The organism is Prosthecobacter fluviatilis (assembly GCF_042655725.1).
GTDB lineage: Bacteria > Verrucomicrobiota > Verrucomicrobiia > Verrucomicrobiales > Verrucomicrobiaceae > Prosthecobacter > Prosthecobacter fluviatilis.
Genome location: NZ_JBHSMQ010000011.1, coordinates 101578 through 122891, shown reverse-complemented (window position 1 = coordinate 122891; position 21314 = coordinate 101578). Strand labels below are relative to the sequence as shown.

Annotated in this window: 19 protein-coding genes; 2 read left to right on the top strand and 17 right to left on the bottom strand. The window is 60.6% G+C overall.

Translation table 11 applies throughout. The annotated features are described in order from the left end of the window. Positions 1 to 5 precede the first annotated feature (5 nt). The 4 genes from larB to ACFQDI_RS22195 are packed head-to-tail and all read right to left on the bottom strand — an operon-like array spanning position 6 to position 3242. Positions 6 to 764: a nickel pincer cofactor biosynthesis protein LarB gene (gene larB / locus ACFQDI_RS22210; RefSeq protein ID WP_377171086.1), complete on the bottom strand. Its 759-nt coding sequence runs from the start codon at positions 762 to 764 to the stop codon at positions 6 to 8. Continuing rightward, the gene (gene larE / locus ACFQDI_RS22205) at positions 761 to 1561 is read right to left on the bottom strand and encodes an ATP-dependent sacrificial sulfur transferase LarE (RefSeq protein WP_377171084.1); all 801 of its coding nucleotides are present in this window, start codon (positions 1559 to 1561) and stop codon (positions 761 to 763) included. The genes larB and larE overlap by 4 nt, the downstream gene beginning before the upstream one ends. Continuing rightward, positions 1558 to 2271 carry an exosortase-associated EpsI family protein gene (locus ACFQDI_RS22200; protein WP_377171082.1) on the bottom strand — a complete coding sequence of 238 codons (714 nt, stop codon included), beginning with the start codon at positions 2269 to 2271 and terminating at the stop codon, positions 1558 to 1560. Before ACFQDI_RS22200 ends, larE begins: the two co-directional genes overlap by 4 nt. Beyond that, on the bottom strand, positions 2268 to 3242 hold the full coding sequence (locus tag ACFQDI_RS22195; protein ID WP_377171080.1) for an exosortase/archaeosortase family protein: 975 nt from the start codon (positions 3240 to 3242) through the stop codon (positions 2268 to 2270). Before ACFQDI_RS22195 ends, ACFQDI_RS22200 begins: the two co-directional genes overlap by 4 nt. A 290-nt stretch (positions 3243 to 3532) precedes the next feature. Here ACFQDI_RS22195 and ACFQDI_RS22190 point away from each other — a divergent pair, with 290 nt between their 5' ends. Beyond that, positions 3533 to 4543, top strand: a complete 1011-nt coding sequence (locus ACFQDI_RS22190) for a glycosyltransferase family 9 protein (RefSeq protein WP_377171078.1) — start codon at positions 3533 to 3535, stop codon at positions 4541 to 4543. Here the strand turns inward: ACFQDI_RS22190 and ACFQDI_RS22185 are convergent. From ACFQDI_RS22185 to ACFQDI_RS22125, 13 genes are all read right to left on the bottom strand, one after another. Next, positions 4529 to 5338, bottom strand: coding sequence for an FkbM family methyltransferase (locus tag ACFQDI_RS22185; protein ID WP_377171076.1), 810 nt, complete (start codon positions 5336 to 5338; stop codon positions 4529 to 4531). The two genes, ACFQDI_RS22190 and ACFQDI_RS22185, sit on opposite strands and share 15 nt — an antisense overlap. Positions 5339 to 5342: 4 nt before the next feature. Beyond that, positions 5343 to 6077 (bottom strand): class I SAM-dependent DNA methyltransferase, encoded by a 735-nt coding sequence (locus ACFQDI_RS22180; protein WP_377171074.1) that lies wholly within the window; start codon positions 6075 to 6077, stop codon positions 5343 to 5345. Continuing rightward, positions 6074 to 7225: a glycosyltransferase gene (locus ACFQDI_RS22175; RefSeq protein ID WP_377171072.1), complete on the bottom strand. Its 1152-nt coding sequence runs from the start codon at positions 7223 to 7225 to the stop codon at positions 6074 to 6076. Before ACFQDI_RS22175 ends, ACFQDI_RS22180 begins: the two co-directional genes overlap by 4 nt. Next, on the bottom strand, positions 7222 to 8328 hold the full coding sequence (locus ACFQDI_RS22170) for a glycosyltransferase (RefSeq protein WP_377171068.1): 1107 nt from the start codon (positions 8326 to 8328) through the stop codon (positions 7222 to 7224). The genes ACFQDI_RS22175 and ACFQDI_RS22170 overlap by 4 nt, the downstream gene beginning before the upstream one ends. Beyond that, complete coding sequence (locus ACFQDI_RS22165) at positions 8321 to 9871, bottom strand: DUF3844 domain-containing protein (RefSeq protein WP_377171066.1); 1551 nt, start codon at positions 9869 to 9871, stop codon at positions 8321 to 8323. Before ACFQDI_RS22165 ends, ACFQDI_RS22170 begins: the two co-directional genes overlap by 8 nt. Before the next feature lie 6 nt (positions 9872 to 9877). Then, complete coding sequence (locus ACFQDI_RS22160) at positions 9878 to 11179, bottom strand: flippase (RefSeq protein WP_377171063.1); 1302 nt, start codon at positions 11177 to 11179, stop codon at positions 9878 to 9880. A 21-nt stretch (positions 11180 to 11200) separates the two neighbouring features. Next, a complete protein-coding gene (locus tag ACFQDI_RS22155; RefSeq protein ID WP_377171061.1) occupies positions 11201 to 11782 on the bottom strand; it encodes a D-sedoheptulose 7-phosphate isomerase in 582 nt (193 codons plus the stop codon). Then, positions 11779 to 12774: a bifunctional heptose 7-phosphate kinase/heptose 1-phosphate adenyltransferase gene (locus tag ACFQDI_RS22150; RefSeq protein ID WP_377171059.1), complete on the bottom strand. Its 996-nt coding sequence runs from the start codon at positions 12772 to 12774 to the stop codon at positions 11779 to 11781. Before ACFQDI_RS22150 ends, ACFQDI_RS22155 begins: the two co-directional genes overlap by 4 nt. After that, positions 12771 to 13835, bottom strand: a complete 1065-nt coding sequence (locus ACFQDI_RS22145) for a 3-deoxy-7-phosphoheptulonate synthase (RefSeq protein WP_377171057.1) — start codon at positions 13833 to 13835, stop codon at positions 12771 to 12773. Before ACFQDI_RS22145 ends, ACFQDI_RS22150 begins: the two co-directional genes overlap by 4 nt. A gap of 372 nt (positions 13836 to 14207) precedes the next feature. Next, positions 14208 to 14804 carry a translation elongation factor Ts gene (gene tsf / locus ACFQDI_RS22140; protein ID WP_377171055.1) on the bottom strand — a complete coding sequence of 199 codons (597 nt, stop codon included), beginning with the start codon at positions 14802 to 14804 and terminating at the stop codon, positions 14208 to 14210. Positions 14805 to 14826: 22 nt separating this feature from the next. After that, entirely contained in the window at positions 14827 to 15519 is a 693-nt protein-coding gene (rpsB, locus tag ACFQDI_RS22135; RefSeq protein WP_377171053.1) for a 30S ribosomal protein S2, read from the bottom strand. Between the two features lie 185 nt (positions 15520 to 15704). Beyond that, positions 15705 to 19589: a beta strand repeat-containing protein gene (locus ACFQDI_RS22130; protein ID WP_377171051.1), complete on the bottom strand. Its 3885-nt coding sequence runs from the start codon at positions 19587 to 19589 to the stop codon at positions 15705 to 15707. A gap of 198 nt (positions 19590 to 19787) precedes the next feature. Then, the gene (locus ACFQDI_RS22125; RefSeq protein WP_377171049.1) at positions 19788 to 20654 is read right to left on the bottom strand and encodes an RluA family pseudouridine synthase; all 867 of its coding nucleotides are present in this window, start codon (positions 20652 to 20654) and stop codon (positions 19788 to 19790) included. Positions 20655 to 20739: 85 nt separating this feature from the next. Here ACFQDI_RS22125 and ACFQDI_RS22120 point away from each other — a divergent pair, with 85 nt between their 5' ends. Beyond that, positions 20740 to 21312 (top strand): c-type cytochrome domain-containing protein, encoded by a 573-nt coding sequence (locus ACFQDI_RS22120; RefSeq protein ID WP_377171047.1) that lies wholly within the window; start codon positions 20740 to 20742, stop codon positions 21310 to 21312. The last annotated feature ends 2 nt before the right edge of the window (positions 21313 to 21314 follow it).

Genomic DNA, 21314 nt, shown 5'->3' with positions numbered 1-21314 from the left:
GGTGATCAAGCCTTCGGCTGCATGTTCAGCATCCGCAAAGCTGCTAGGGCGGCACCGAAACCGTTGTCAATGTTGACGACGGCAAGACCGCTGGCGCAGGAGTTGAGCATGCCTAGGAGAGCGGAGAGACCGTGCAGATTGGCACCATAGCCCACGCTGGTCGGAACGGCGATCACCGGAGCGGCAACCAGACCACCGAGGACGCTGGGCAGAGCGCCCTCCATGCCTGCGACAGCTATGACAATGCTCGCAGCGCGCAATTCTTCCAGCCGAGACAGCAGCCGATGCAGACCTGCGACGCCGACATCGGTGATGCGCTTCACAGGCACACCTGCGAATTCAAGGGTCTGCGAAGCTTCCTCAGCAACGGGCAGATCCGAGGTCCCGGCGCAAACCACAGCAACAGACGCCGAAGGAAACGAACTGCTCATTTTGCCGACACGGTAGAGTCGTGAGCCGCCATCATAAACACCGGTGGGAAAACGCTGCTGCAGAGAGGCAGCCATCTCAGGGCGCACACGGGTGGCAAGAGCACAGCCATGCGCTGCAACGAGAGCGCTCAGGGCATCGAAGGTCTGAGCGGGAGTTTTTCCTTCAGCGTACACGGCTTCTGGAAATCCCTGGCGGATCATGCGATGCGTGTCGGCCAGCACGTGCCCAGCCTCGGCAAAAGGCAGGGTGCGGAGGCGTTCAAGAGCCTGATCAGGAGGCAGCTCACCTGCACTGACCTGATTGAGAAGGCCACGGAGTTGCGATTCGTTCATGCGGAGCGGGCTTTGAGCACTTCGTTCATACTGCCAGAGCGAAGTGCGGCGAGATCCAGGGTGACATAGGTATAACCGGTGGCACGCAAAGCCGCGACGACAGCCTCGCGCTGATGCAGCGCACGTGGCAAATCTGCCTCGGGCACTTCGAGCCGGGCGACATCGCCATGATGGCGTACGCGCAATTCACGGAAGCCAAGATCAAAGAGCGCAGCCTCGGCACGCTCAATCTGCGACAGGAGCCCGGGAGTCACACGCGTGCCATAGGGCACGCGGGAGGCCAGGCAGGCCGCGGCGGGCTTGTCCCAATTGGGCAATCCCAGCGCTCTGGCGGCTTCACGCACATCTGCCTTACTGAACCCCAGGTCGTGCAAGGGGCTGAGGATCCGCAGCTCGCGGGCAGCGGCGCGACCAGGCCGGACATCGAGCGTGTCTTCGGCGTTCATGCCATCCAGCACGTGCTCAATGCCCCCTTTTTCAGCAAACTGCCTCAGGGCGCGATACACATGGTCCTTGCAAAAGTAGCAGCGGTTCGGGGCATTTGCCTGATAAGCAGGATCTGCCACCTCCTCTGTCGGCAGCATTTCAAGAGGTGCGCCAAGCTGGCGGGCCAGTGCTAGGGCCTCGTCTTTTTCGCTTTGCGGAAGGCTGGGCGAGACAGCGAGGAGAGCGACAACATTTTCCGAGCCGAGGGCATCCAGCGAAGCTTTGAGAACGAGCGTGCTGTCCACACCGCCGGAGTAGGCGACGGCGACGCGTCCCAGCTCCACAAGGCGAGATTTGAGTTTTTCAATCATGAGGATGTCATCAGGTCTTTTTGGAACTTCGGCGCCAGACTGCGGATGAGAGTGAGAAGCATCTTCACAGTCTCCTCGTCGTCACGAGGACGTTCACCACTCTGCCGGGGTGTGAGATTGTCCGTGACGTAAGCCATGACGGAAGGATAAGCCCAGCGGTGGTTCACGTTGCGAAGAACGCTGTCTTTGAGACTGAGCAGCTGACGCTCGAGATTGCTTGGCGTGGTGATGTCGCTGCCCACGAACCAGTAAACGTAGTGAGCGCGCAGCAGCCGCTTTGACCTGTCCGGGGCAAGCTCCTCGCGCTGAATGGCAAGGTCGCGGACTCGCAGAGCTGCGCCTGAGACCATCTTCACCTGGCGGACCGTTGAACTCGTGATGGTCCAGCCCTGGCCATCGAGGCAGACTTCAGGGCGATGAATGCTGCGGGTGTCATTTCCAGCAATGACTAGAGAGGCATAAGCGACATCACGAGCCTCGACCGCTCTGCCCGGGGTGTGATACCGCCGCTTTTTGATGATCGTGTCCGCAGGCAGCAGATCGCGCTCCCTTGCGCTGGGCTCTTCGCTCTCGCCGACAAAGCCACCCGCCACCATGGGCAACCCCTCGATCACGCCGGCGGCCTCCCCGCCTTGTGTCTGTGGCGAAAAATGACATAGCAGCAGAGTCACTCCGCAGAGGATGAGAAGAATAGAGGCGCGGATGATCATGGCACGGGAGCAACCACCTGCCGTGAAACAGTGCGCGTGCGCTTGGAGTCAGCCCCACCGCAAAGACGATCCAAGACACCTGACACGAACTGAAGCAGCAGCAAAGCCACGAGAAAAACAACGATGCCGGTGAACTCGTGAAACGCTGAAACCTCTTTCTCGGCATCCCCAATCGCCCACTGCTGGCCAAAGATCATGGCAGAGAAGATGAGGACCAGGATGCGCGTCATGTTTGCGACGATGGCAACGGGCAGGATCATGACAAACAGAAGCAGCCTGCGCCAAAGGACACGCTGACGGAAATAGCTGAAGAGCGCGCCTACGACGAGCAACGCAAACAGCGAGCGCATGCCCGAGCAGGGTGCTGCGATGCCCACGCTGAACAAATCCCCCGCCTTGCGGCCGAGGCTGATGTCTGGCATGGACTGCAACGCAGTGCCTGAGACAAGGGCATCCACGCCGACGGCATTGAGCACAAAGCCCGTGGTCTTCACCATGAGAAGCCGCATCTGGTAACCAACGCTCTCCTCAAGAAAGGGCAGAGGCCACATAAAGCCCAGCATGACCCATGAAAAAAGCCGAACCCGGCTGCGAGCCGCGCCCTCCAGCCATAATGAACCGCCTGCCAGCAGAAGCATGATGGCGAGATACCCGCAGTAAAAGCTGTTGGCACGGAATCCGGCAAAATAGAGAAACAGAGAGAGTACAATGAGCGGCAGCCCCCAGAAAGTGCTGCCTGCAGGAAGCTCAACGACCTCCTTCTGACGCCTCAAAGCAAGAAAGCCTGCGATGAAAGGCAGCAAGGCACCGTGCTGCCAGGTGGGATCTTTCCACTGCATGAACAGCTCCGCGAGGATTGATTGGCGAAACGGACCATACCCAGCGGCGTATGGCTGGACGGCAATCATCAGCATGCCGCTGGCCGCCAGCAAAGCCAGCGCAAGCGAGGATGATGTGAGCCAGTGACGCATGATGACTGCCTGGAGGAGAGCCGTTAAAAATTCAACCGCCTGTTGCTCTAAAATTTGAACTCGTTCGCGGGACTAGAAACGTCCGACCAGCCACGGCTCCGTGGATCAGCGATTTCTTTAGCCGCGCTCTGTGCTTTTGAATTCCATTGAAGGCAAAAGTCAGGAGTGCGATGCTGGGCACGTTGTAGATTTCATGATGAACCATGGGTCACATTCAAGACGGCCATGCTGAATCATGGGGATGAGTTCAAGTCGAAACTGATTCCAGCGCACGCCTGACAAAACATTCAATGGTCAAGACGCTGCTCATTTCCAAAGTGAACCAACTCGGCGACAACGTCGTGTATCTGCCTGTGGTCCAATCACTGGCGAAGGCGAGTCTGGATTGGCGCATTGTCGTGCTGACGAGCCCTACGGCAGCGAGGCTGTATGAAGTCTGCTGCCCTGGTGTGGCAGTGATGAGCTACGAGACAACGGATTTCAATCAGGCGTGGCGACATCCCGCGCGGCTGTGGCGCTACTGGCGTGAGGTGCGCTCCCTCAAAGCAGACGCGTGCCTGCTGGGCAGCGACCAAGGGAGTGTGGCGCACCTGCTTGGCCGTATGAGTGGCGCCAGTCTGAGTGTGGGGCCTGAAAATGACCGGGTGAAGCTGAATGCTCTGCTGAACCTGCGCCTGCCGTCTGAGGGCGAGGAACATGTGGCCATTCACAACTGGCGGATTGCCCAGGCGCTGATGCACCGGCTGGAGCTGCCTGAGCTGCCGGCAACCATGCCTCAGCCAGACTTGAAGAACTTTGGCCGCGATGAACATGGCTCTGTGGTGATCCATGCGGGTGCGAGCCGAGCCTACAAACGCTGGCCGCTGGAGCGTGGGGTCGAACTGGCGAACCGCCTGTCTTCCCGGCATGCGGTGACTTGGTTTGAACAAGGCGAGGCGGGGGAGGCCCGGCTGAAGCCTGCGGTAAGAAAAGTGAAGCCCGGAACGCTGGATGAACTGGTGCGTATCATGGCAGGGGCGAAGCATTTCATTGGCAACAACTCCGGGCCCATGAACATCGCCTCGGCGCTTGGCGTGCCTGGGACGATCTTCAACGGCCCATCGACGCCGAACTGGGACCCGCCGTGGCATACGGCGAGTTTCGACATCCTTCGCGATCCCCAGCTGGCCTGCCAGCCGTGCGACCTGTTCTCGCACCCGGTGAATGCGTGCCAGAACAAGCAACGACCAATGGCCTGCATGGATCGCTGGAGCGTGGACGAGGTGCATCGGAGAATTGAGACGCGTCTAGCCGGGATCTGAGTCAACCCACAGGCGATTGACGAAGAGATGCACGTCCGTGCAGAATGCGGAGGTCCTGATGAGGTCAAATCCGAGGTCTGAGAGCCTGCTGGCAAGTGCGGCCCGCTCTGACGGCTCCGCCGCATGAATTTCGATGACCAGGAAGTGAACGCGCCGCAAACTTTCAGACTCACCGTCAAGAAATGCCTCGTACTCGGCCCCCTCGACGTCCATCTTGCAGAGATCAACCGCTCCGCCACCGAAGCCGCGACGCATGATTTCATCCAGCGTCAGCACTTCAACGAGCGCCTGCTCGTTTGCGGTGCCCGCCGCCGTGCCATAGATGGAAAACCCGGTGCCTCCAGCCGGGAATGAAAGCACCAGCCCGCGCGGCTGACCACCAACGGCGACGTTCAGAATCTTGGGCTGAAGGCCGACGTTTTGCCTGATGTTCAGAACGAGCCGGGAATGAGTGAACGGATTGACCTCGACACAGGCGAGGCTGGTGAGTTCGAAGCCGAGATCGAGGCAAAGCAACGGAAAGCCGCCGCCATTGGCGCCGAGGTCCAGCAGCCGCAGCTGACGCGGGAGCTGCATCTCCGTGAAGAGCTCCCGATACATCGGGCCTGCAATGCAGTCACGGGTGCCGCTTTGATCTCCGGCAAGATGATCGACCAGAAACTGCAACCGTCCTTTGGTGTAGATCGCCCAGCCAAGCCGCCGCCCAAGCAGCCGCTGGGAAAGCGTGAAAAGCACCCGATCAAACTGGCTGATGGCACGCAGGCCTGAAAGAGCGTTGGAGAGACTTTGAAGCACGATGTCAGGATTTCACGGCTTCGACCAAGAGATCCGGCATGGCTGTCATGCGGTCGATGCCCGGAGTCAGGGGGCCTTTGCCATGGCGAAGCTGGATGAGCACGCGACAGCAGCCATAGACCAACATGCCAAGCATGGCGCGCAAACGGCCGCCGAGACTGGGCGAGCAGTAGTGCAAGCCGGAGACGAGCACTGCAGCAAAGCCGCAGGCGCGGAGGCACTGGGTCAGACTGCTGGGCGTGTGCCCGGTTTCATGGGTGAAGTCTCCGTAGCGTGTGACGGAGGACAAGGGGCTCTGGGCATTGAAGGTGAGCATCCACAGCCTGCCGCCGGGCTTGAGGGCATTTCTGGCGGCGGTCAGAAAGCGAATGAACTCATCCTTGGTGAAGTGTTCGATGATGTCCTTCGCATGGAGGAGATCAAAAGCCTCCGTGTGTGACTCGAGAAAGGAGATGACATTTTCCTCGACCCATACATGGCCGGAACCGTGGCTCCTGGCGATGGCGAGATCTGAGGGCGAAAGATCGACGCCGGTGAGGCTGGTGAACCCTTTGGACGCAACCCACGCTATCCACTCACCTTTGCCGCAACCGAGATCGACGATACTTGAGCCGGGGTCCGCAGGGAGTGCGGGGTATGTCGCCTCGTACTGCTCGTGCTGCATGCCGACATCGAGCGCCTTCTGGCCTTCGAAGGAGGCGGAGTAGTTGCGGTAGAGAATGTCACGGTAACTGCTCATGCGGCAAGCTGGTGCAGGATGAAAGCCGCCCACTGCCCCGCAACGGCCTCATGGGTGTAGAGGCTGCGGGTGCGATGGAGCTGGCTCTCAGCCATGGGCGAACCGTTGATCACATCCTGGATGCGGGCAGCCAGGCTGCGGGCATCCCCATGAGGGAAGACGGCCTCTGCGTGACCAATGACCTCGGGGATGGCGCCGCTGCTGGAACCGAGTGTGGCGACACCGCAGGCCATGGCCTCGATAAGGACGTGGCCGAACTGCTCCTCCCAGCAAAGCTGCATGGTGTGCACGGGTTTGCTGGCAAGAACGAAGACATTCAGGCAACGCAGAAATGCGGGAATTTCGAAATGAGGACGCGGCGGCAGCAGGTGGAGCCATGGCCGAGTCTGCTGCTGCTCCCTGAGCCAGGACTCAAGCCTGCCGGAGCCGAGGATGGCCAGATGGACGTTGTCCAAGGCATCACAGGCCTGAAGCAGCTCATGAAGCCCCTTTTCTTCTGTGAGCCTGCCGCAGTAGCCAATGATAAAAGCATCCGCCGGCAGTCCGCATGACTGGCGCAAGACAGCGCGCTCAGCCAGAGAGGCGGGCTGGTGATTTTCAAGATCAACACCTAGCTGCGGGGAAACGAGCACTCTATCTGCGGGAGCACCATGCTTCTGCACGAGCTGTGAGGCAGCCTGATTTCCGGCGACGATGAAATCTGTCGTGCACGCCATGGCCCGATAGATGGGGGCTAGCATGAGGCCCTTCCAGCCGGGACGCTCGATATTTTCCCAGGTGAACTCGCCGAAGAGAGCGCGGGGCTGCAGCAGTGACTTCCAAAAGCGCGCCTGTAAGCAGACGCGGGCCCAGGGTTCATTTTCCACCAGCACCACATCAAAAGGCCGGGAGCGCATGACGGCTGCGAGGCCAGCATAGTGAAAGGTGGTGCTGGTCTGGCCTGAACGAGGCAGACGGATGAGCTGATAGCTGCGGGAGGGGGCGTCGGACTCGTTGTCAAAGTCAGACGAGGGACGTCCGAGCACCAGATGCTGCTCGATGGTGGAGGTGACACAGACGAGGTCAAAATGCGCAGCGAGCGCCTGCACCTTCTTGCGATTTTCCAGCGCCGCGTAGGTGTGGCCTATGAGCAAAAGGCCAGGCTTCATGCGAGAGATGCAGCTGTGCCATAGACCACCCCGCCGGCCACAGGACCAGCGGCGCAGGCCTCAGCAAAAATGTGCGTCCAGTCTTCGCCTGCAGGCAGGATGCTGTGGTGCTTTAGCAGGAGCTGACGCGAGTTCTCCAGAGCCGCAAGGAATTCCGGCGAGTCCCGCTGCTCCTCGATCTCATGACAAGCGCGAGCCCAGGCATCCGGATCCAGACTGCGCAGCATCGGAACGGGATAGCGGCACTCTGCAAACAGCTCGGTGAGGCCCATGCTGTGGTTGGCGAGCACGGGTACGCCTGCCGAGATGGCCTCCATGGCAGCCGTGAGGCCAGCAGGATTGTCACAGGGCACGATGGGAAGAAGCACCACGGGAGCGGCATGCAAGTGCCCCAGGTAGTCACGATGCGAGGCATTGGTGACAAGCTCAAAACGCGGGTTGGCAATTTCGTCGGCAAAACGTGCCTGGAGGGATGGAATGCGGGCAATGCGCGTGATGGAAAATCCGCGATGCAGCAGCGGCGCAACGATCGACTCATCACGGCTGATGTTGCCCGGCAGCAAAATGCGGGTCTTAGGCACATCCTCCGCCGGCTGAAACCATTCTGTGTCGATTTTCCACGGCCGCAGGAGCACGCGGTCACGACCGAGCCTCGAAGTGATGGCGGCAAACTGGTGCGAGGTAATGCACTCGATCTGAAAAGCTGGAGAGGCGGTCTTCAGGCCAGAGGCGAGCCGCTCCAAGGCAGCGTCGTGATAGGCGACACGACGAACGGTCTTCCCTTCGGTGCAAAACAGACCCCAGCGAGAAAGCAACAGCAGCACTGTGTAATGCATGCCGTTGAGGCAGTAGATCATGCGCGCCCGGCGGAGGGCGCTGCGGTTCCGCCAGATGAGAAGAAACGCGGCTCCGAGACGGCGCAGAGCGCCGCACTGCCGGCGGTGGTACTCACATTCCAGCCGCTCATCATTCTGAAACCATGCACCGACGAGGGCTTTGCCATGCGCAGGCATGGGGGCAGCATCCAAAAAGCGCCGGGGCCTGCCGGTGTAGTCGAGCAGGGAATGAGGCGCCAGGACAACCAATGGTGAGGAATCAGCCATAGGGGAGGTTTCGATGAAACGGCACCGTGCCAGCATGTGCAAGCGGGGGTGGGCTCAGCTGTGGGGCCGGGTGCACCGACGGCCGTTTTTGCGCCCGCAAGCCCTCCTGATGGATGATGCAGGCATTCAGCGCCCCGGCGATGAACCAGCAGAAGAAATTCACCGGGAATGTGGATGTCACATTGCCGGCAAACACATTGTGGACCAGGAGTCCGAACAGTATACCCGCCATCCAAAGGCAGATGCTGAAAACAGGTGTGCCACGCAACCTGAGCACGCTGCGATGAAATGATTGCAGAGCGACGGCTGCAATGATGAGCAGTATGCCAAGCGGCAGCCAGCCTATCTCAAGGAGCATGTTGGAAATAAGATCATGGCTGGCGACAAGGTGTGCGTCGTGCAGGTCAGAGGCACCTTTGGCACCGTAGCCAAACATGGTCCACATGAGAGGATTGTGTGCAATGTCATGCATGCCATCAAGGCGGTCGCAGATAGTCCAGAAGCGTGAAAACTGCACACCGATGGCGGTGCCGCCAAAATTTTCGAGCGCCCAAAGCGTGAGCCTGGTGACGGCGTTGATCAGCTCCTGGGCAAAAATGCAGGCCGTGACGAACATGCTGACGACTGTGGCATAGAGCACCGCGGTGCCGCGTGCGCTGCGCAGCACCGGCAGCAGCAGGATGGGCAGCAGCCAGTTGATGTTGGCTATGCGCGCCATGCTGGCGAGGCAGGCGACCACAAAGAGGATGAAAAGAACGAAGCTCATGCCTCCCCAGGCACGGGTGCCCGTATCGCGATGGTGGCGACGCACCATGAGCGCGAGACAGGCGCAAACAGCGCAAGTGGTGCCAAAAGGGGAGCTGTCCACCAATGTGGAAAACGGACGGGGACGGACGTCATCAAGATGCTTGGAAAGAACGGTGAGGCCGGACTGGAGGTATTCGATTTCGAATTCGCTCAGGCCGAAGATCTGCTGCTTGATGCCATACAGGGCGACAGGAATGAAGACGATGAGGCAGTATTTGATGAAGGCGACGATCTGCTGCGGGGTGCGAAAGATGCAGGGAACGACAAACAGCAGAAACATGTAGGCCGCACCGTCTGCCAGCTGAGTGGCGGCAGCATTGAAACCGCTGCCGCTGCGCAGGGCAGAAACCCCGGACACAAAGAAGCCGAGGAAGCAGACGAGCAAGGAAAGCAGCCTGCGCCTGTGATGCAGGCTGCCGTCATGAAGCGATCTCACCAGGGTGCCGATGCAGATGCCGGCGAGAGTCAGCGGACAGAGAGCACGCACCCACATGATGTCGTTCATGGTGACATGACCGTCGAAGACCATCATGCGCTTGAGAAGATCGCTGTAACCGGCATAGAGGACCATGAGGTAAAGCGCCATGCGGGGCTGGATGACCGCCAGTATGAACGAACCCACAGAGAGAAACTGGGCCAGCGCGCCGATGGTGTTGCCACCACCGAGCAGCACGGACAGCATGACATAAATGGCGCCGACTCCGCCGAGAAAGATGATGATGGCCCTGCTTTGCATAAAAAATCAGGGGTGAAGAAGCGAGCGCATGCGCAGCAGGGTGAACCGCGGCAGCCCCATGAAGGCACGTGTCAGGAGGCCGGAGACATTCAGACGCAGCCATGGCGAAAGATATGTCCACACCACCCAGGCCAGCGTGTAAGACACCAGGGTGGCCCATGCCGCCCCCACACCGCCATGCACGGGTATCCAGAGCATGTTCAAGCAGGCGTTCACTGCAACTGCCACGATGACGGAGGGAAGGTTGGCAGCCAGCCTGTCCTCCACGGTCAAGATCTGCGTGCGGGCGATTCCAATGGCATACGGGATGAAGGCCCAGGCATGCACGCGAAGCATCTCAGCACTGCGGCCGAATGCAGCACCAAATGCCAGCGACATCCATGGAGAGAGCAGCAGCAAACCGGCACCAACGGCCAAGGCGAGCATGACGGAGGTGGAGAAGTAATCGACGACGCTTTTCTCAAAACATGCGGCCGAGTCCTGGCGGTCCCGCATCAACCGGGGCAGGAACAGTGTGGCCAGAATGGAGGGCATGAAGTAGGCCATCTCAGACACACGCACTGCGGCACCATAGATGCCGGCCTCCTGGGCACCACACAGCCATTCGATCATCATGGTATCGAGCCGGAACAGCAGGATCAGCGCCGCCTGGGAGGCCAGCTCCGGCCAGGACCGGCTGACAAGTGCGATGGCGCGAGAAAATCCAAAGCCCCCCCAGCGGATGCTGCCGCCGCTACGCCGGAACGCGAATGCGCATAGGGAAAGGAAGACCCAGCCTTCCAGCGCATAGGTCAGTGCAAAGAACCACAAAGGAGCACGGCAGCCGATGCCTGCCGCAATGCAGGCGGCGCTGACAATGAAACCTGCAAACTGGGCGATGACGGACTGCGAGACGCGGCCGTGAGACTCAAGCCATGCGAGGATTTCGGTGGCGGGATTGGTGAGCAGCTGTATGCCGTAGACAAGAAGCAAAAGCGCGCCTTCCGGCCTCCGCCATGCGACCCAGACGATCAAACCCGCAAACAGAGTGGCGGACACGATGAAACGGGATGTGATGGTGAGGCCAAGAACGGCAGGCTGATCTGCGCCCTGCCGCATGAGCTCACGCACGGTGTAGCGGGCGAAGCCGAGCTCTCCAACACTCTGAAGCACCGAGACAACGGCCATGGCGACAGCGATCTGGCCGAAACCGGCGCCGCCAAGATACCGCGCAAGGGCGCAGGTGAGCAAGAAGCTCAGGCCAAGGCGCACCGCCCGGAGCGTGGTCGCGAGCGAAAACGTTTTGAGGATGTGACTTCCAGCGGCCATATAGGACGCGAGGTGCGGTCTTCAAGCCGCCGCGTAGCTTTGCTCCACCAAATCGCAGAGGAGATGACCTATCAGCAGATGGCATTCCTGAACGCGCGCGGTGATCGCGGAGGGGGCTTTGAAACAATGCGCGGCTTCAGCGGCGCAGTCCGCGCCTTTTTCGCCAGTGAATGCGATGGTGACACAGCCTCGCCTGTTGGCGGCCTGAAGTCCCAGGAGGACGTTTTTGCTGGTGCCCGAGGTGGAGATACCGAGGACGACATCGCCGGGCTGGGCGAGGGCTTCGACCTGACGGGCGAAGACGGTGTCGTAACCAAAATCGTTGCTGTGCGCGGTGAGGATGGAGGTGTCGGTGGTCAGCGCGATGCCAGCGAGGGCGGGACGGTTGATTCGGTAACGCACAACCAACTCGGCGGCGAGATGCTGCGCATCGGCAGCGCTGCCACCGTTGCCGAAGAAGATGATTTTTTTGCCGTCCTTGAGCGCTGTGAGCCAGGCTGCAGCAAGCGGAGCGATCTGATCGCTCATCGCACTCAATTTGGCGATGGCGTCCTGATGCTCGCTGAGGTGCGTTTTGAAGAGAGAGGTGAAATCGGTGCTCATTGGGATGAGAAGGCTGCCAGCAGCTCGTCTGGCGTCAATGTGGCGGTGCCGAGCTTGCCAACGACGATGCCGCTGGCGTGATTCGAAATTTCGGCGGCTTCTCGCAGGCTGTGGCCGGTGGCGAGAGCAAGCGTAAGCAGAGCAATGGCGGTGTCCCCGGCACCGGAGACATCAAAGACTTCACGCGCGCGCGTCGGGATGTGGTGAGGGGGCTGGCCGCGCTCAAACAACATCATGCCCTGCTCCCCGAGGGTGACGAGAATGCTGGCGACGTTCCATTTGGCGAGCAGTATGCGCCCCACCTCGAGGAGTTCCTTGTTTTCGAGCGGAGCTTCGGGCAAGAGGTGATCCTCGAGACCTGCTGCGGCAAACGCTTCGAGACGATTGGGCTTCACCAGTGAGACACCAGCCCAGGGCAAGGGATTGCGTGGTGAAGGATCGACGGTGACGATGAGGTTATGCTCGGCTGCGATCTTTGCGACCAGCTGCATGAGCTGCTCGGTCATGAAGCCTTTGCCATAATCTTCCAGGATGATTGCATCGAGCCGGGGCGCGAGATCGCGGAGACGCTGCTCAACTTCGACAAGCTCGGCCTCGGTGAGGGGCAGCAGTTTTTCACGGTCGACACGCACGATCTGCTGCTGGCGTGCGGAGACGCGTGCCTTGGAGATGGTGGGGAGTGTTGGATGCACCAGCAGCGGTGCGGGATCGACCTTGTCCTCGGTCAGGAGGGCGCGGAGCTTGTCCGCCGCCATGTCATTGCCGACGCGGCCCATGAGATGGGTGTTTGGCGAGAACGGGGAGATGTTACGGGCGACATTGGCGGCTCCGCCCGGATAAAACTCCTCACGAGTCACCTCCACGATGGGAACGGGCGCCTCTGGCGAAATGCGGCGGACATGCCCCCAGATGAAGTGGTCGAGCATGACATCTCCCACCACGAGGATGCGGCCCTGCGCGAGACGCCGGAGATGATCGCGGGTGAAGGTCATTTGCTGCGGCGAGTGCGAACTGCGGCGGCAAGTTCTTCGAGCATGGCCTCCGTGGTCTCCCACGAGACGCAGGCATCGGTGATGCTCTGGCCATAGGTGAGCGGCTGGCCGGGCTTGGTGTCCTGGCGTCCTTCGACGAGGTGGCTCTCGATCATCACGCCGGTGATGGCGGTGCTGCCCGAGGCGATCTGCTGTGCCAGAGAAGCGGAGACGAGGGGCTGTTTGCGGTAATCCTTGAGGCTGTTGCCGTGGCTGCAGTCCACCATGACGCTGGCGGGGAGTCCGCGTGCGGTGAGCTGGTCAGCGACGATCTTGATGGAGGCGGCATCGAAATTGGTGCCGCCTTTGCCGCCGCGCAGGATGACATGGCAGGCGTTGTTGCCCTTGGTGTTCACGATGGCGGCGACGCCATCCTTGGTGACAGAGAGGAAGCAGTGCTGGCCTTTGGCGGCCTCAATGGCATCAAGCGCGACCTGGATGCCGCCGTCGGTGCCGTTCTTGAACCCGACGGGCATGGAGAGACCGGAGGCGAGCTGGCGGTGCACCTGGCTTTCCGTGGTGCGGGCGCCAATGGCTCCCCAAGCGACGACGTCGGCAATGTACTGCGGGGTGATGACGTCGAGAAACTCGGTGCCGGCGGGGACGCCGCGCTTGGTGAGCTTGATGAGGAGGTCGCGAGCGCCACGCAGGCCGGCATTGATGTCGAAGGTGCCGTCAAGGTGCGGGTCATTGATGAAGCCTTTCCAGCCGACGGTGGTGCGCGGCTTTTCAAAATAGACGCGCATGACGATCTCCAGATCGGCGGCGTATTTCTGACGCGCCTGGATGATGTGCTGGGCGTACTCGAGGGCGGACTTGGTGTCGTGAATGGAGCAAGGGCCGACGACGACAAGCAGGCGGTCATCCTTCAGAGTCAGAATGGCTTCGGCACGTTTGCGCGAGCCTTCAACAAAAGCGGACTCCTGCTCTCCAAGGCGGAACTCGTGCATGAGCAGAGCAGGCTGGATGAGAGGGAGGATTTCAGCGACGCGGAGGTCGTCAGTGGGATGGGTTTGGCTCACGGCAAAAGGGGGGACAAAAGCGGGCGCGCAGAATGGAGGAATCTGGCGGGAGAGGAAACCAAAAGTTCTGATAAGATGTGAAATTGCAGACTTGCGGCAAGCTGCCGCCCGTGGTGCCCATTACTCAGGCACCACCGCAGGTGGATGGCATTGGGGTGCGCACAGAACGCAGGCAAGCAGCGCCAATTGTGGACTTCCACTCATAGCAAATATGCCAATTACGGAAATTTTACACCTCTGGGATGTTTTGGCAAAGCTAAATATTTAGCAGGTGTTTATAAATCACCCTTTGAGAGCACCAAGGTCTGAGGCGCAGACAAAAAAAGGCGGTCGTTGCCGACCGCCTTTTAAAGAAACTACTGGAGGAGCAGATCAGATGTCTTCACCCACGGCGTAGCGCACGAAACGGCGCACGACGAGGTTCTCTCCCAGCTCATGGATCTTGCCTTTGACCAGATTCGCGATGGTGAGTTCGGGATCCTTGATGAAGGCCTGTTCCATGAGGCAGTTGTCGGCGAAGAACTTTTCCATTTTGCCGTCAACGATCTTGTCCACAATGTTGGCAGGCTTGCCTTTGACGAGCTCAGCACCGATTTCACGCTCCTTGGCGATGAGGTCCGCAGGAACGTCTTCGCGCTGGAGGTAGCGTGGGTTGGCAGCGGCAATGTGAAGGGAGATGTCCTTCACAAGGGCCTGGAAGTTTTCGTTGCGGGCGACGAAGTCGGTCTCGCAGTTCACTTCGATGAGCACGCCGATGCGGCCTGCCATGTGGATGTAGGAGGCGATGATGCCTTCCTTGGTCTGGCGGTCGGCCTTCTTCTCGGCCTTGATGGTGCCGCTTTTGCGGAGGATGGTTTCTGCCTTCTCGAGGTCGCCACCGGCTTCCGTGAGGGCTTTTTTGCATTCCATCATGCCTGCGTTGGTCTTTTCACGCAGGGTCATGACGAGTTTAGCGGAGATTTCAGCCATGGTTGGTTTTTGGGGGTGAAGATTACTTCTTGGCTTCGGCAGTGGCGACGATGACGGGGTCGATCAGCTTCTGCAGGATGATGCGGATGGAGCGGATGGCGTCGTCGTTGGCGGCGATGGGGTAGTCGATGATGTTCGGGTCGGCGTTCGTGTCCACGAGGGCGACGATCGGGATGCCAAGACGGCGGGACTCATGGACGGCGATGTGCTCGCGGGCGGAGTCAACGATGACGACAGCGTCAGGGATCTTGCCCATGTGACGGATGCCGCGCAGGTTGCGCTCAAGCTTGATGCGCTCGCGGTTGAGGCCGGCCAGCTCCTTCTTGGACATGAGCTTGAATTCGGGCTTGTTCTCGATGTCTTCGAGGTAGTTGAGGCGGGCGATGCTCTTCTTGATCGTCTCCATGTTGGTGAGCGTGCCGCCCAGCCAGCGATGGTTGACGTAGAACTGGCCACAGGCTTCGGAGGCCTGCTTCACAGCTTCCTGAGCCTGGCGCTTGCAGCCGACGAAGAGGATTTTTTTGCCGCGGCGGGCGAGGTCGGCGAGGAAATCAGCAGCCTTGTCGATCTGCTTCACGGTCTCCTCGATGTTGAGGATGTGGATCTGGTTCTTGGTGCCCATGATGAAGCTCTTCATCTTGGGGTTCCAGCGCTTGGTTTGATGTCCGAAATGGACTCCGGCTTCGACGAGTTCGGCGAGGATCTGTGTTGACATGTATTTGATAGAAGGCGCCTGTCTTCCGCACGCTTTGAGCTGCAAAACGCTCAGCCACAAGGGCTGATCCGGTCGAACGGGCTTAGGGTTGAGCCCTTTGGCCTGACCAACGTGGCCCGGCAAAAGGGGGCGCGATGTTACCGGCATCCCCTGAGACGGCAAGCGGTTTTTCTGCTGCGGAACTGTCACATGCCGCCGGAAGCTGCTCTCCTGCGGCGCAGACAGAGCGGCAGTAGGGCAAACAGCAGGAGCAAGGAGCGGGCGGGTTCAGGGACGACGACGAGGGTGAGGGAACCGCTACCGCCGAAGTCGCGAATCTCCCAGGCAAGGCTGTAGGAGCTGATATCAGGGAGATCTAGGTTACCCTCGTTGCCGATGTTGGCCCCTGTGCGTCCGTTGGTGCCGATGCTGAAAAGAGAGGTGGAACCGGTATCGAGCACGGTGTTCCAGTCGAGAAGCACAAAGGTGTCCCCGAACGTGGGCGTGTAGCCGCTGCCATCGACGACGATGTTGCTGCTGCCGTTCAAGGTGAGCCCGCCGCCGATGATGATTTTGTCGGAGGCAAGGGTGGAAGCGGTGGCAGAGCCGGTGATCTGAAGCTGAATGACCGTTGTGGCTGTGGCGGGGGTAAAAACGAGTTCGCCGGTATTGAGGGTGCCTATGGAGGCACCGCCACTGTCCCCGGGCCTCACGGTGCCCTGTGTGACGGTGGTGCTGCCTAGGACCTGGCCTGTGCCAGACAACACGGCATCGGCTCCGCTGAGGAAGATCTGGCCGACTCCCGTCTGACCGCTGCCGCCGGAGCCGACCTGGAGATTTCCAGCTGAGACGGTCGTGGTTCCGGTTTGAGCGCTGTTGCCGCTGAGCACCAGCGTCCCCGCCCCGGTCTTGCTCAGCGCGCCGTCACCGCTGAGCGCACCACTAACTGTCAGCGTCTGGCCAGCAGCAACGTCCAGGGTGCCGCCGTTGCTGCCGAGCACCACATTGCGCCGGGCACCGCCGTTGTTTTCGAGTGCGACCGATGCCGTGACAGAGAGGGTGCCGCCATTGAGACTGACTGCCGAGCCGGTGGTGACTGAGCCGAGGCCGGCATTGCTGCTGATGCTTGTGACACCGCCATTGAGATAGGTGGTGCCTGTGTAGTCATTGGTGCCGCCGAGGATCAGCTGGCCTCCGCCGCTTTTGGTCAGCCCGACCGCACCGGTCAGGGTGGCGTCCACCGTGAGGGCAGCGCTGGTGTTGTTCTGAATGATGATGATGTCCTGCCCGTTGCCTGAAGTGAGCGAGCCGCCGGTGATGCGTGTGGCATTGCCGGCGACATTGGAGGTGACCAGGATGCCGCCGCTGTCGACCGTGTGCGTACCGCTGAGCGTGAGCGTCGGGGTGGTGATGGCGTTGTTGAAGCGGATGCTGCCGACAGCCGCATTGGAGTTGAGCGTGACGCTGGCCGTGAGGTCGAGATTGGTGGCGGCTGTGGTGGCAGCGGTGTTGCTGTAGGAGCCGGCTGAGAGGGAGACTATCTTGCCACCGCTGTAGGTGGCCCAGTCGGTGGCGTTGGTGAGGGTGGCACCGCCATTGAAATTAAAGTACGTGGCATAGCCACCGATGATGCCGGATGCGGTGTTTGTTCCATTGGAGGCGAGGCCGGAGGTGCCGCTGCCGTTGGCGCTGAAGGCGACGGTGCCGCCGGCTTCACGCGTGATCGAGCCCAGAGTCAGCAGCATGGTGCCGCCCCCCACGCGGACCTGGTTCACCACGGAGGATCCCGCGCGAATGGTCACACCATTCAGGGTCTGGGTGTTGGGTCCCACGGTGCTCTGCTGCTGCAAAAACGTGCCGCCGCCAAGAATGAGCGCTGAACCAGGATCAATGATATTGCTGGTGGGTGCACCGCTGCCAAAGAGGATCTTCAAGGTGCCGCCATTGACCGTGGTAGCTCCTGTGTAAGTCTGAGCCGCGCTGAAGGTCTGGGTGCCCGCCCCCACCTTGGTGAGGGCTCCAGCGCCGCTCAGGACTCCCGAATAGGTTTGTGAGGTGCCGTTGGCGCCAATGATGAGTGTCACGGCACCCGAGGCGTTGTCTGTGAGCGCAAGGTCTGCCGTGCCGCTGAGACCGCCGAGGGTGAAGCTGTGGCCGGCCACGGATGAAGCGAACACAAGCCCCGTGCCTCCCGTGGTGACGGTGCTGCCCTGCAAAGCAAGGCTGCTGGCCAAGACCAGACTGCCTGAGGTGACGCTGGTGCTGCCAGTGAAAGTGCTGGCGCCAGAGAGGGTAAGCACCGAGTCAGCAGCGCCATTGACGATCAGGGCCAGTGTGCCGGTACCGCCATTGCGCAGGGTGCCGGCGTAAGTGTTGGATGTTGCAGCACCAAGTGCGACTGTCAGGGTGGCTGCGGTGGAGGCGCCATTTTCCACAGTGGCGGAGCCAGGCGCGACAGTGCCGGTGCTCAAACCGCTGACGGTAAAGCTGCTGCCATTGAGCTGGAATTTGGTGCCGGAGGAGACGGCCTCGCCAAAGACAAGCGCCCCATTGGTGGTGCCGTAGGCAGCGTTGCCACCAGGCGTGCCCAGAGTTAGGATGCCGCCTGAGCTGATGGTGAGCGTGCCTCCAAAATTGATGGTTGCGGTGCCTGAGGCGCCGCCATTGGCCTGGGGTGAAAGGTAGGTGCGGGTGCCTGCGGAGACAGTGATCGCATTCGCAAGGGTGAGCGAGCTGCCCCGGGCCACCCCCACCTGGATCGTGCCGCCGCTGGCCTGAATGGTGCCGCTGCCCGCAGCTCCCGCATTGAGCAGCACCACGGTGCCGCCACTGAGGCTGAGACCGTTGGTGATGGTATTGGCTGCAGACAGCGTCAGGATGCCGCTGGTCACGCTGACGTCCGCAAGGCTGACGGCACTGGCGAGTGTCTGAGCGGCACCCGCCACCGTCAGCCTGCCGCTGCCGGCAAAGGTGCCGCTGTAGGTCTGCGTGCCTGAGCTGAGGGTCAGAGTCCGTCCTGCAGCGAGATTCACCACGCTGAACGCCGCAGTGCCACCACTCAAGGCACCAATCGTTTCGCTGCTTTGAACATCCAAAGTGTTGGTGGATGATCCGGTGCCCATGGAGACGAGCGCCGTGTCTGCAATGGCCGAACCACTGGTGATCTGCAGGGTGGACGCACTGACCGTCGTGGTGCCCGTGTAGGTGTTTGTGCCTGCAAACACCATGATGCCCGAACCGCCGATCGTCACGCCGCCGGCGCCAGAAATATTTCCGCTGATGGAAAAGATGCTGCCGGTGCCAAAGGCACTGAGCGTGGCCACCTTGGAGCTGGCGACGGTGATGTTTCCCAGCCAGGTGACGGACGGAGTGACCGCGGTGGTGATGTTGGTGTTGAGGCCGCTGGAGTTGACGAAGTTCAGCGTCGTGCCTGCGGCATAGTTGTAATTGGTGGATCCGCCGAGGTTTTGCCGGATGTCGAGGCCCCCGCTGTTGATGTTGATGCTGGACAGCCCGTTCAAGGCGCCGCTGTTTTCCAGCAGAGTGGCGTTGGAAGTATTGACGTTGAGGGTGCCCCCACCGCTGAAGGAGGGGTTGTTCAGCCAGATGCGCGTGCCCGTGAGAGTGACAGAGCCGGTCGCGACCAGCGCGGTGGAGATCGTGGGAATCACGCCGGTGACGTTGTCGATGATGGCGCCATCGCTTAGCGTGATGGAAGTGCCACCGCTAAGAGTGACCGCACCTTCTTCAAAATAGAGGCCGTGAGCGAGCTGGGCACCGCTCACGGTGATCGTTCCGAGGGTACCGTTGGTGCCTGCGGAAAAGTGGAGATCATTGCTGCCGTCGGTGCTGCTCTGGAAGGTGTTGCTGACGCCAGCGGGATCGGTGTTCCAAAACAAACTGCTGCCCCAGGTTCCCGTGGCGGCACCCGAGCCGTCGGCGGTGCCGTTGGTGTCCCAGTAGAGGTCGTTGGCAGCCTGGAGCCCCAGATGTGTACAGAGCATCATGCTCCATGCGATGAGCGTCTTCAGAGGCTTGTGACGGCCCCGCAGCGGCAGCGCTGACAGCAGCAATGAGCTGGCCGAAGGCATAGATGATGGCGGGAGGGCAGAGGAAAAAACAGCTTTCAAATCGACGAGTTTTTTTCGCCAGACAAGTGTCCTGGCTCAGGTGGGGGGAGACGGGTAGCATACGCCACAACGCCAGAATTTCAGACAGCAAATGCCGCTCCAAAATCAGGAGCAACCACCGCATGGGATGAATCCCGTAGAAGCTGCTGGCGGCAGGCGCTACACCAGCTTTGCCAGCACGTCCGGCAGCGGCAGGACGAAGTCCATTTTTTCCTCCGTGGCGGGATGGATGAAGTGCAGCTCGCTGGAGTGAAGTGCGAGGCGTCTGGCAGGGTCGGTGGTGGCGCCGTAGGGCTTGTCTCCAACGATCGGGTGGCCCATGTCGGAGAGATGGACCCGGATCTGATGACGGCGGCCAGTCTCGAGCTTGAGCTCGACGAGTGTCGTGCTGGCGGCGCGCTTGAGCACCTTGAAGTGGGTGATGGCCTCGCGAGTGTCTTCGCCCGGCGGGACGCTGCGGACGCGGAGAGAAAACTCCTCATTGAGGTAGCAGCGGAGGGTGCCGGAGTCGCGCTTGATGACGCCTTCAGCAACGGCGAGGTAGGTTTTGTCGAAACGATGCCAGTTCTGCTGAAGGATGCGCTTGAAGGGCTCGGTTTTGGCAAAGACGATGAGGCCGGAAGTGTCGCGGTCGAGGCGATGGACGATCCAGACGCGGTTACGGGCATCGGTGGCACGCACATGGTCGGTGAGGGCGGCATAGGCGGTGCGGCCGTTGCCGGAGTCGGTGGCCACGGTCAGCCAGCCAGCCCCTTTGTTCAGGACGATGATGGCCGCGTCCTCATAGACAATGCTGAGGCCGGCGGGCATGGGCTTGACACCGGCGCGCGGGGCGCGCTCCACCTTGATGGTGATCTTGTCGCCGGGCGTGAGTTTGTGGTCATGGCGGGTCACGGCATGGTCGTTGACCCGGACGCTGCCGTATTTCAGCCATTGTTTGATGCGCGTGCGCTTCGTCTCGGGCCAGTTCTCAAAAAGGAACGGCAGGAGTTCGGCGGCGGCTGTGACGGTGCGTTGATCTGACATGAGGCCCACATGCCACGGAAAAAAGATGCTGGCTAAGGAAAAGCGGAATGGCACGTTTCTGGTGAGTCAAAAAAACGCGCGCCCCATGCCCCTGCCCCGCCCTGCCCTGATCTTTCCATTCCTAGCCGCCTCATCCATCTTTGCGGCGGATTTTCAGAAGGACATCCAGCCGATTCTGGAGCGGAACTGCTATGAATGCCACAGTGTGAAGACTGGGAAAAAGAAGGGGGGGTTTGTGTTTGATGACCTGGAAACTTTCAAACTGGACATCAAGGACAACGATGTGGCGCAGATCCGGCCCGGGAAACCTTCAGAGAGCCATTTCCTCGAAGTGCTGGTCAATGACGGCAAGAATCACATGCCGCCGAATGAGAACCTCTCCAGCTCGGAGATCAAAAAGATCACGGAGTGGATCACTGAGGGAGCCAGCTTTGAAAAGGACGCCCCCAAAATGGCCCCGGTGGCTGTCAAAAAATCGCTGCCGCCGATCATGAGCTGGACCAGCACTGAAGGCAAAACGATCAAGGCGGGTTTTGTACGCCTGGAGGGAGACACCGTGGTGCTGAGACTGCCCGCAAACGGCAAAGAGGCCGCCGTGGCTATGTCAAGGCTGTCCGAAGCGAGCCAGAAGCTGGCCCGCGATTGTGCGGCCCCCTGAGG

Coding starts and splice junctions, on each gene's coding strand:
- ACFQDI_RS22200 (WP_377171082.1), bottom strand. CDS start 2,271: ATGATCATCCGCGCCTCTATTCTTCTCATCCTCTGCGGAGTGACTCTG.
- ACFQDI_RS22170 (WP_377171068.1), bottom strand. CDS start 8,328: ATGGCTGATTCCTCACCATTGGTTGTCCTGGCGCCTCATTCCCTGCTC.
- ACFQDI_RS22130 (WP_377171051.1), bottom strand. CDS start 19,589: ATGCCTTCGGCCAGCTCATTGCTGCTGTCAGCGCTGCCGCTGCGGGGC.
- ACFQDI_RS22195 (WP_377171080.1), bottom strand. CDS start 3,242: ATGCGTCACTGGCTCACATCATCCTCGCTTGCGCTGGCTTTGCTGGCG.
- ACFQDI_RS22155 (WP_377171061.1), bottom strand. CDS start 11,782: ATGAGCACCGATTTCACCTCTCTCTTCAAAACGCACCTCAGCGAGCAT.
- ACFQDI_RS22120 (WP_377171047.1), top strand. CDS start 20,740: ATGCCCCTGCCCCGCCCTGCCCTGATCTTTCCATTCCTAGCCGCCTCA.
- ACFQDI_RS22175 (WP_377171072.1), bottom strand. CDS start 7,225: ATGAAGCCTGGCCTTTTGCTCATAGGCCACACCTACGCGGCGCTGGAA.
- rpsB (WP_377171053.1), bottom strand. CDS start 15,519: ATGTCAACACAGATCCTCGCCGAACTCGTCGAAGCCGGAGTCCATTTC.
- ACFQDI_RS22160 (WP_377171063.1), bottom strand. CDS start 11,179: ATGGCCGCTGGAAGTCACATCCTCAAAACGTTTTCGCTCGCGACCACG.
- larE (WP_377171084.1), bottom strand. CDS start 1,561: ATGATTGAAAAACTCAAATCTCGCCTTGTGGAGCTGGGACGCGTCGCC.
- ACFQDI_RS22125 (WP_377171049.1), bottom strand. CDS start 20,654: ATGTCAGATCAACGCACCGTCACAGCCGCCGCCGAACTCCTGCCGTTC.
- tsf (WP_377171055.1), bottom strand. CDS start 14,804: ATGGCTGAAATCTCCGCTAAACTCGTCATGACCCTGCGTGAAAAGACC.
- ACFQDI_RS22150 (WP_377171059.1), bottom strand. CDS start 12,774: ATGACCTTCACCCGCGATCATCTCCGGCGTCTCGCGCAGGGCCGCATC.
- larB (WP_377171086.1), bottom strand. CDS start 764: ATGAACGAATCGCAACTCCGTGGCCTTCTCAATCAGGTCAGTGCAGGT.
- ACFQDI_RS22180 (WP_377171074.1), bottom strand. CDS start 6,077: ATGAGCAGTTACCGTGACATTCTCTACCGCAACTACTCCGCCTCCTTC.
- ACFQDI_RS22190 (WP_377171078.1), top strand. CDS start 3,533: ATGGTCAAGACGCTGCTCATTTCCAAAGTGAACCAACTCGGCGACAAC.
- ACFQDI_RS22165 (WP_377171066.1), bottom strand. CDS start 9,871: ATGCAAAGCAGGGCCATCATCATCTTTCTCGGCGGAGTCGGCGCCATT.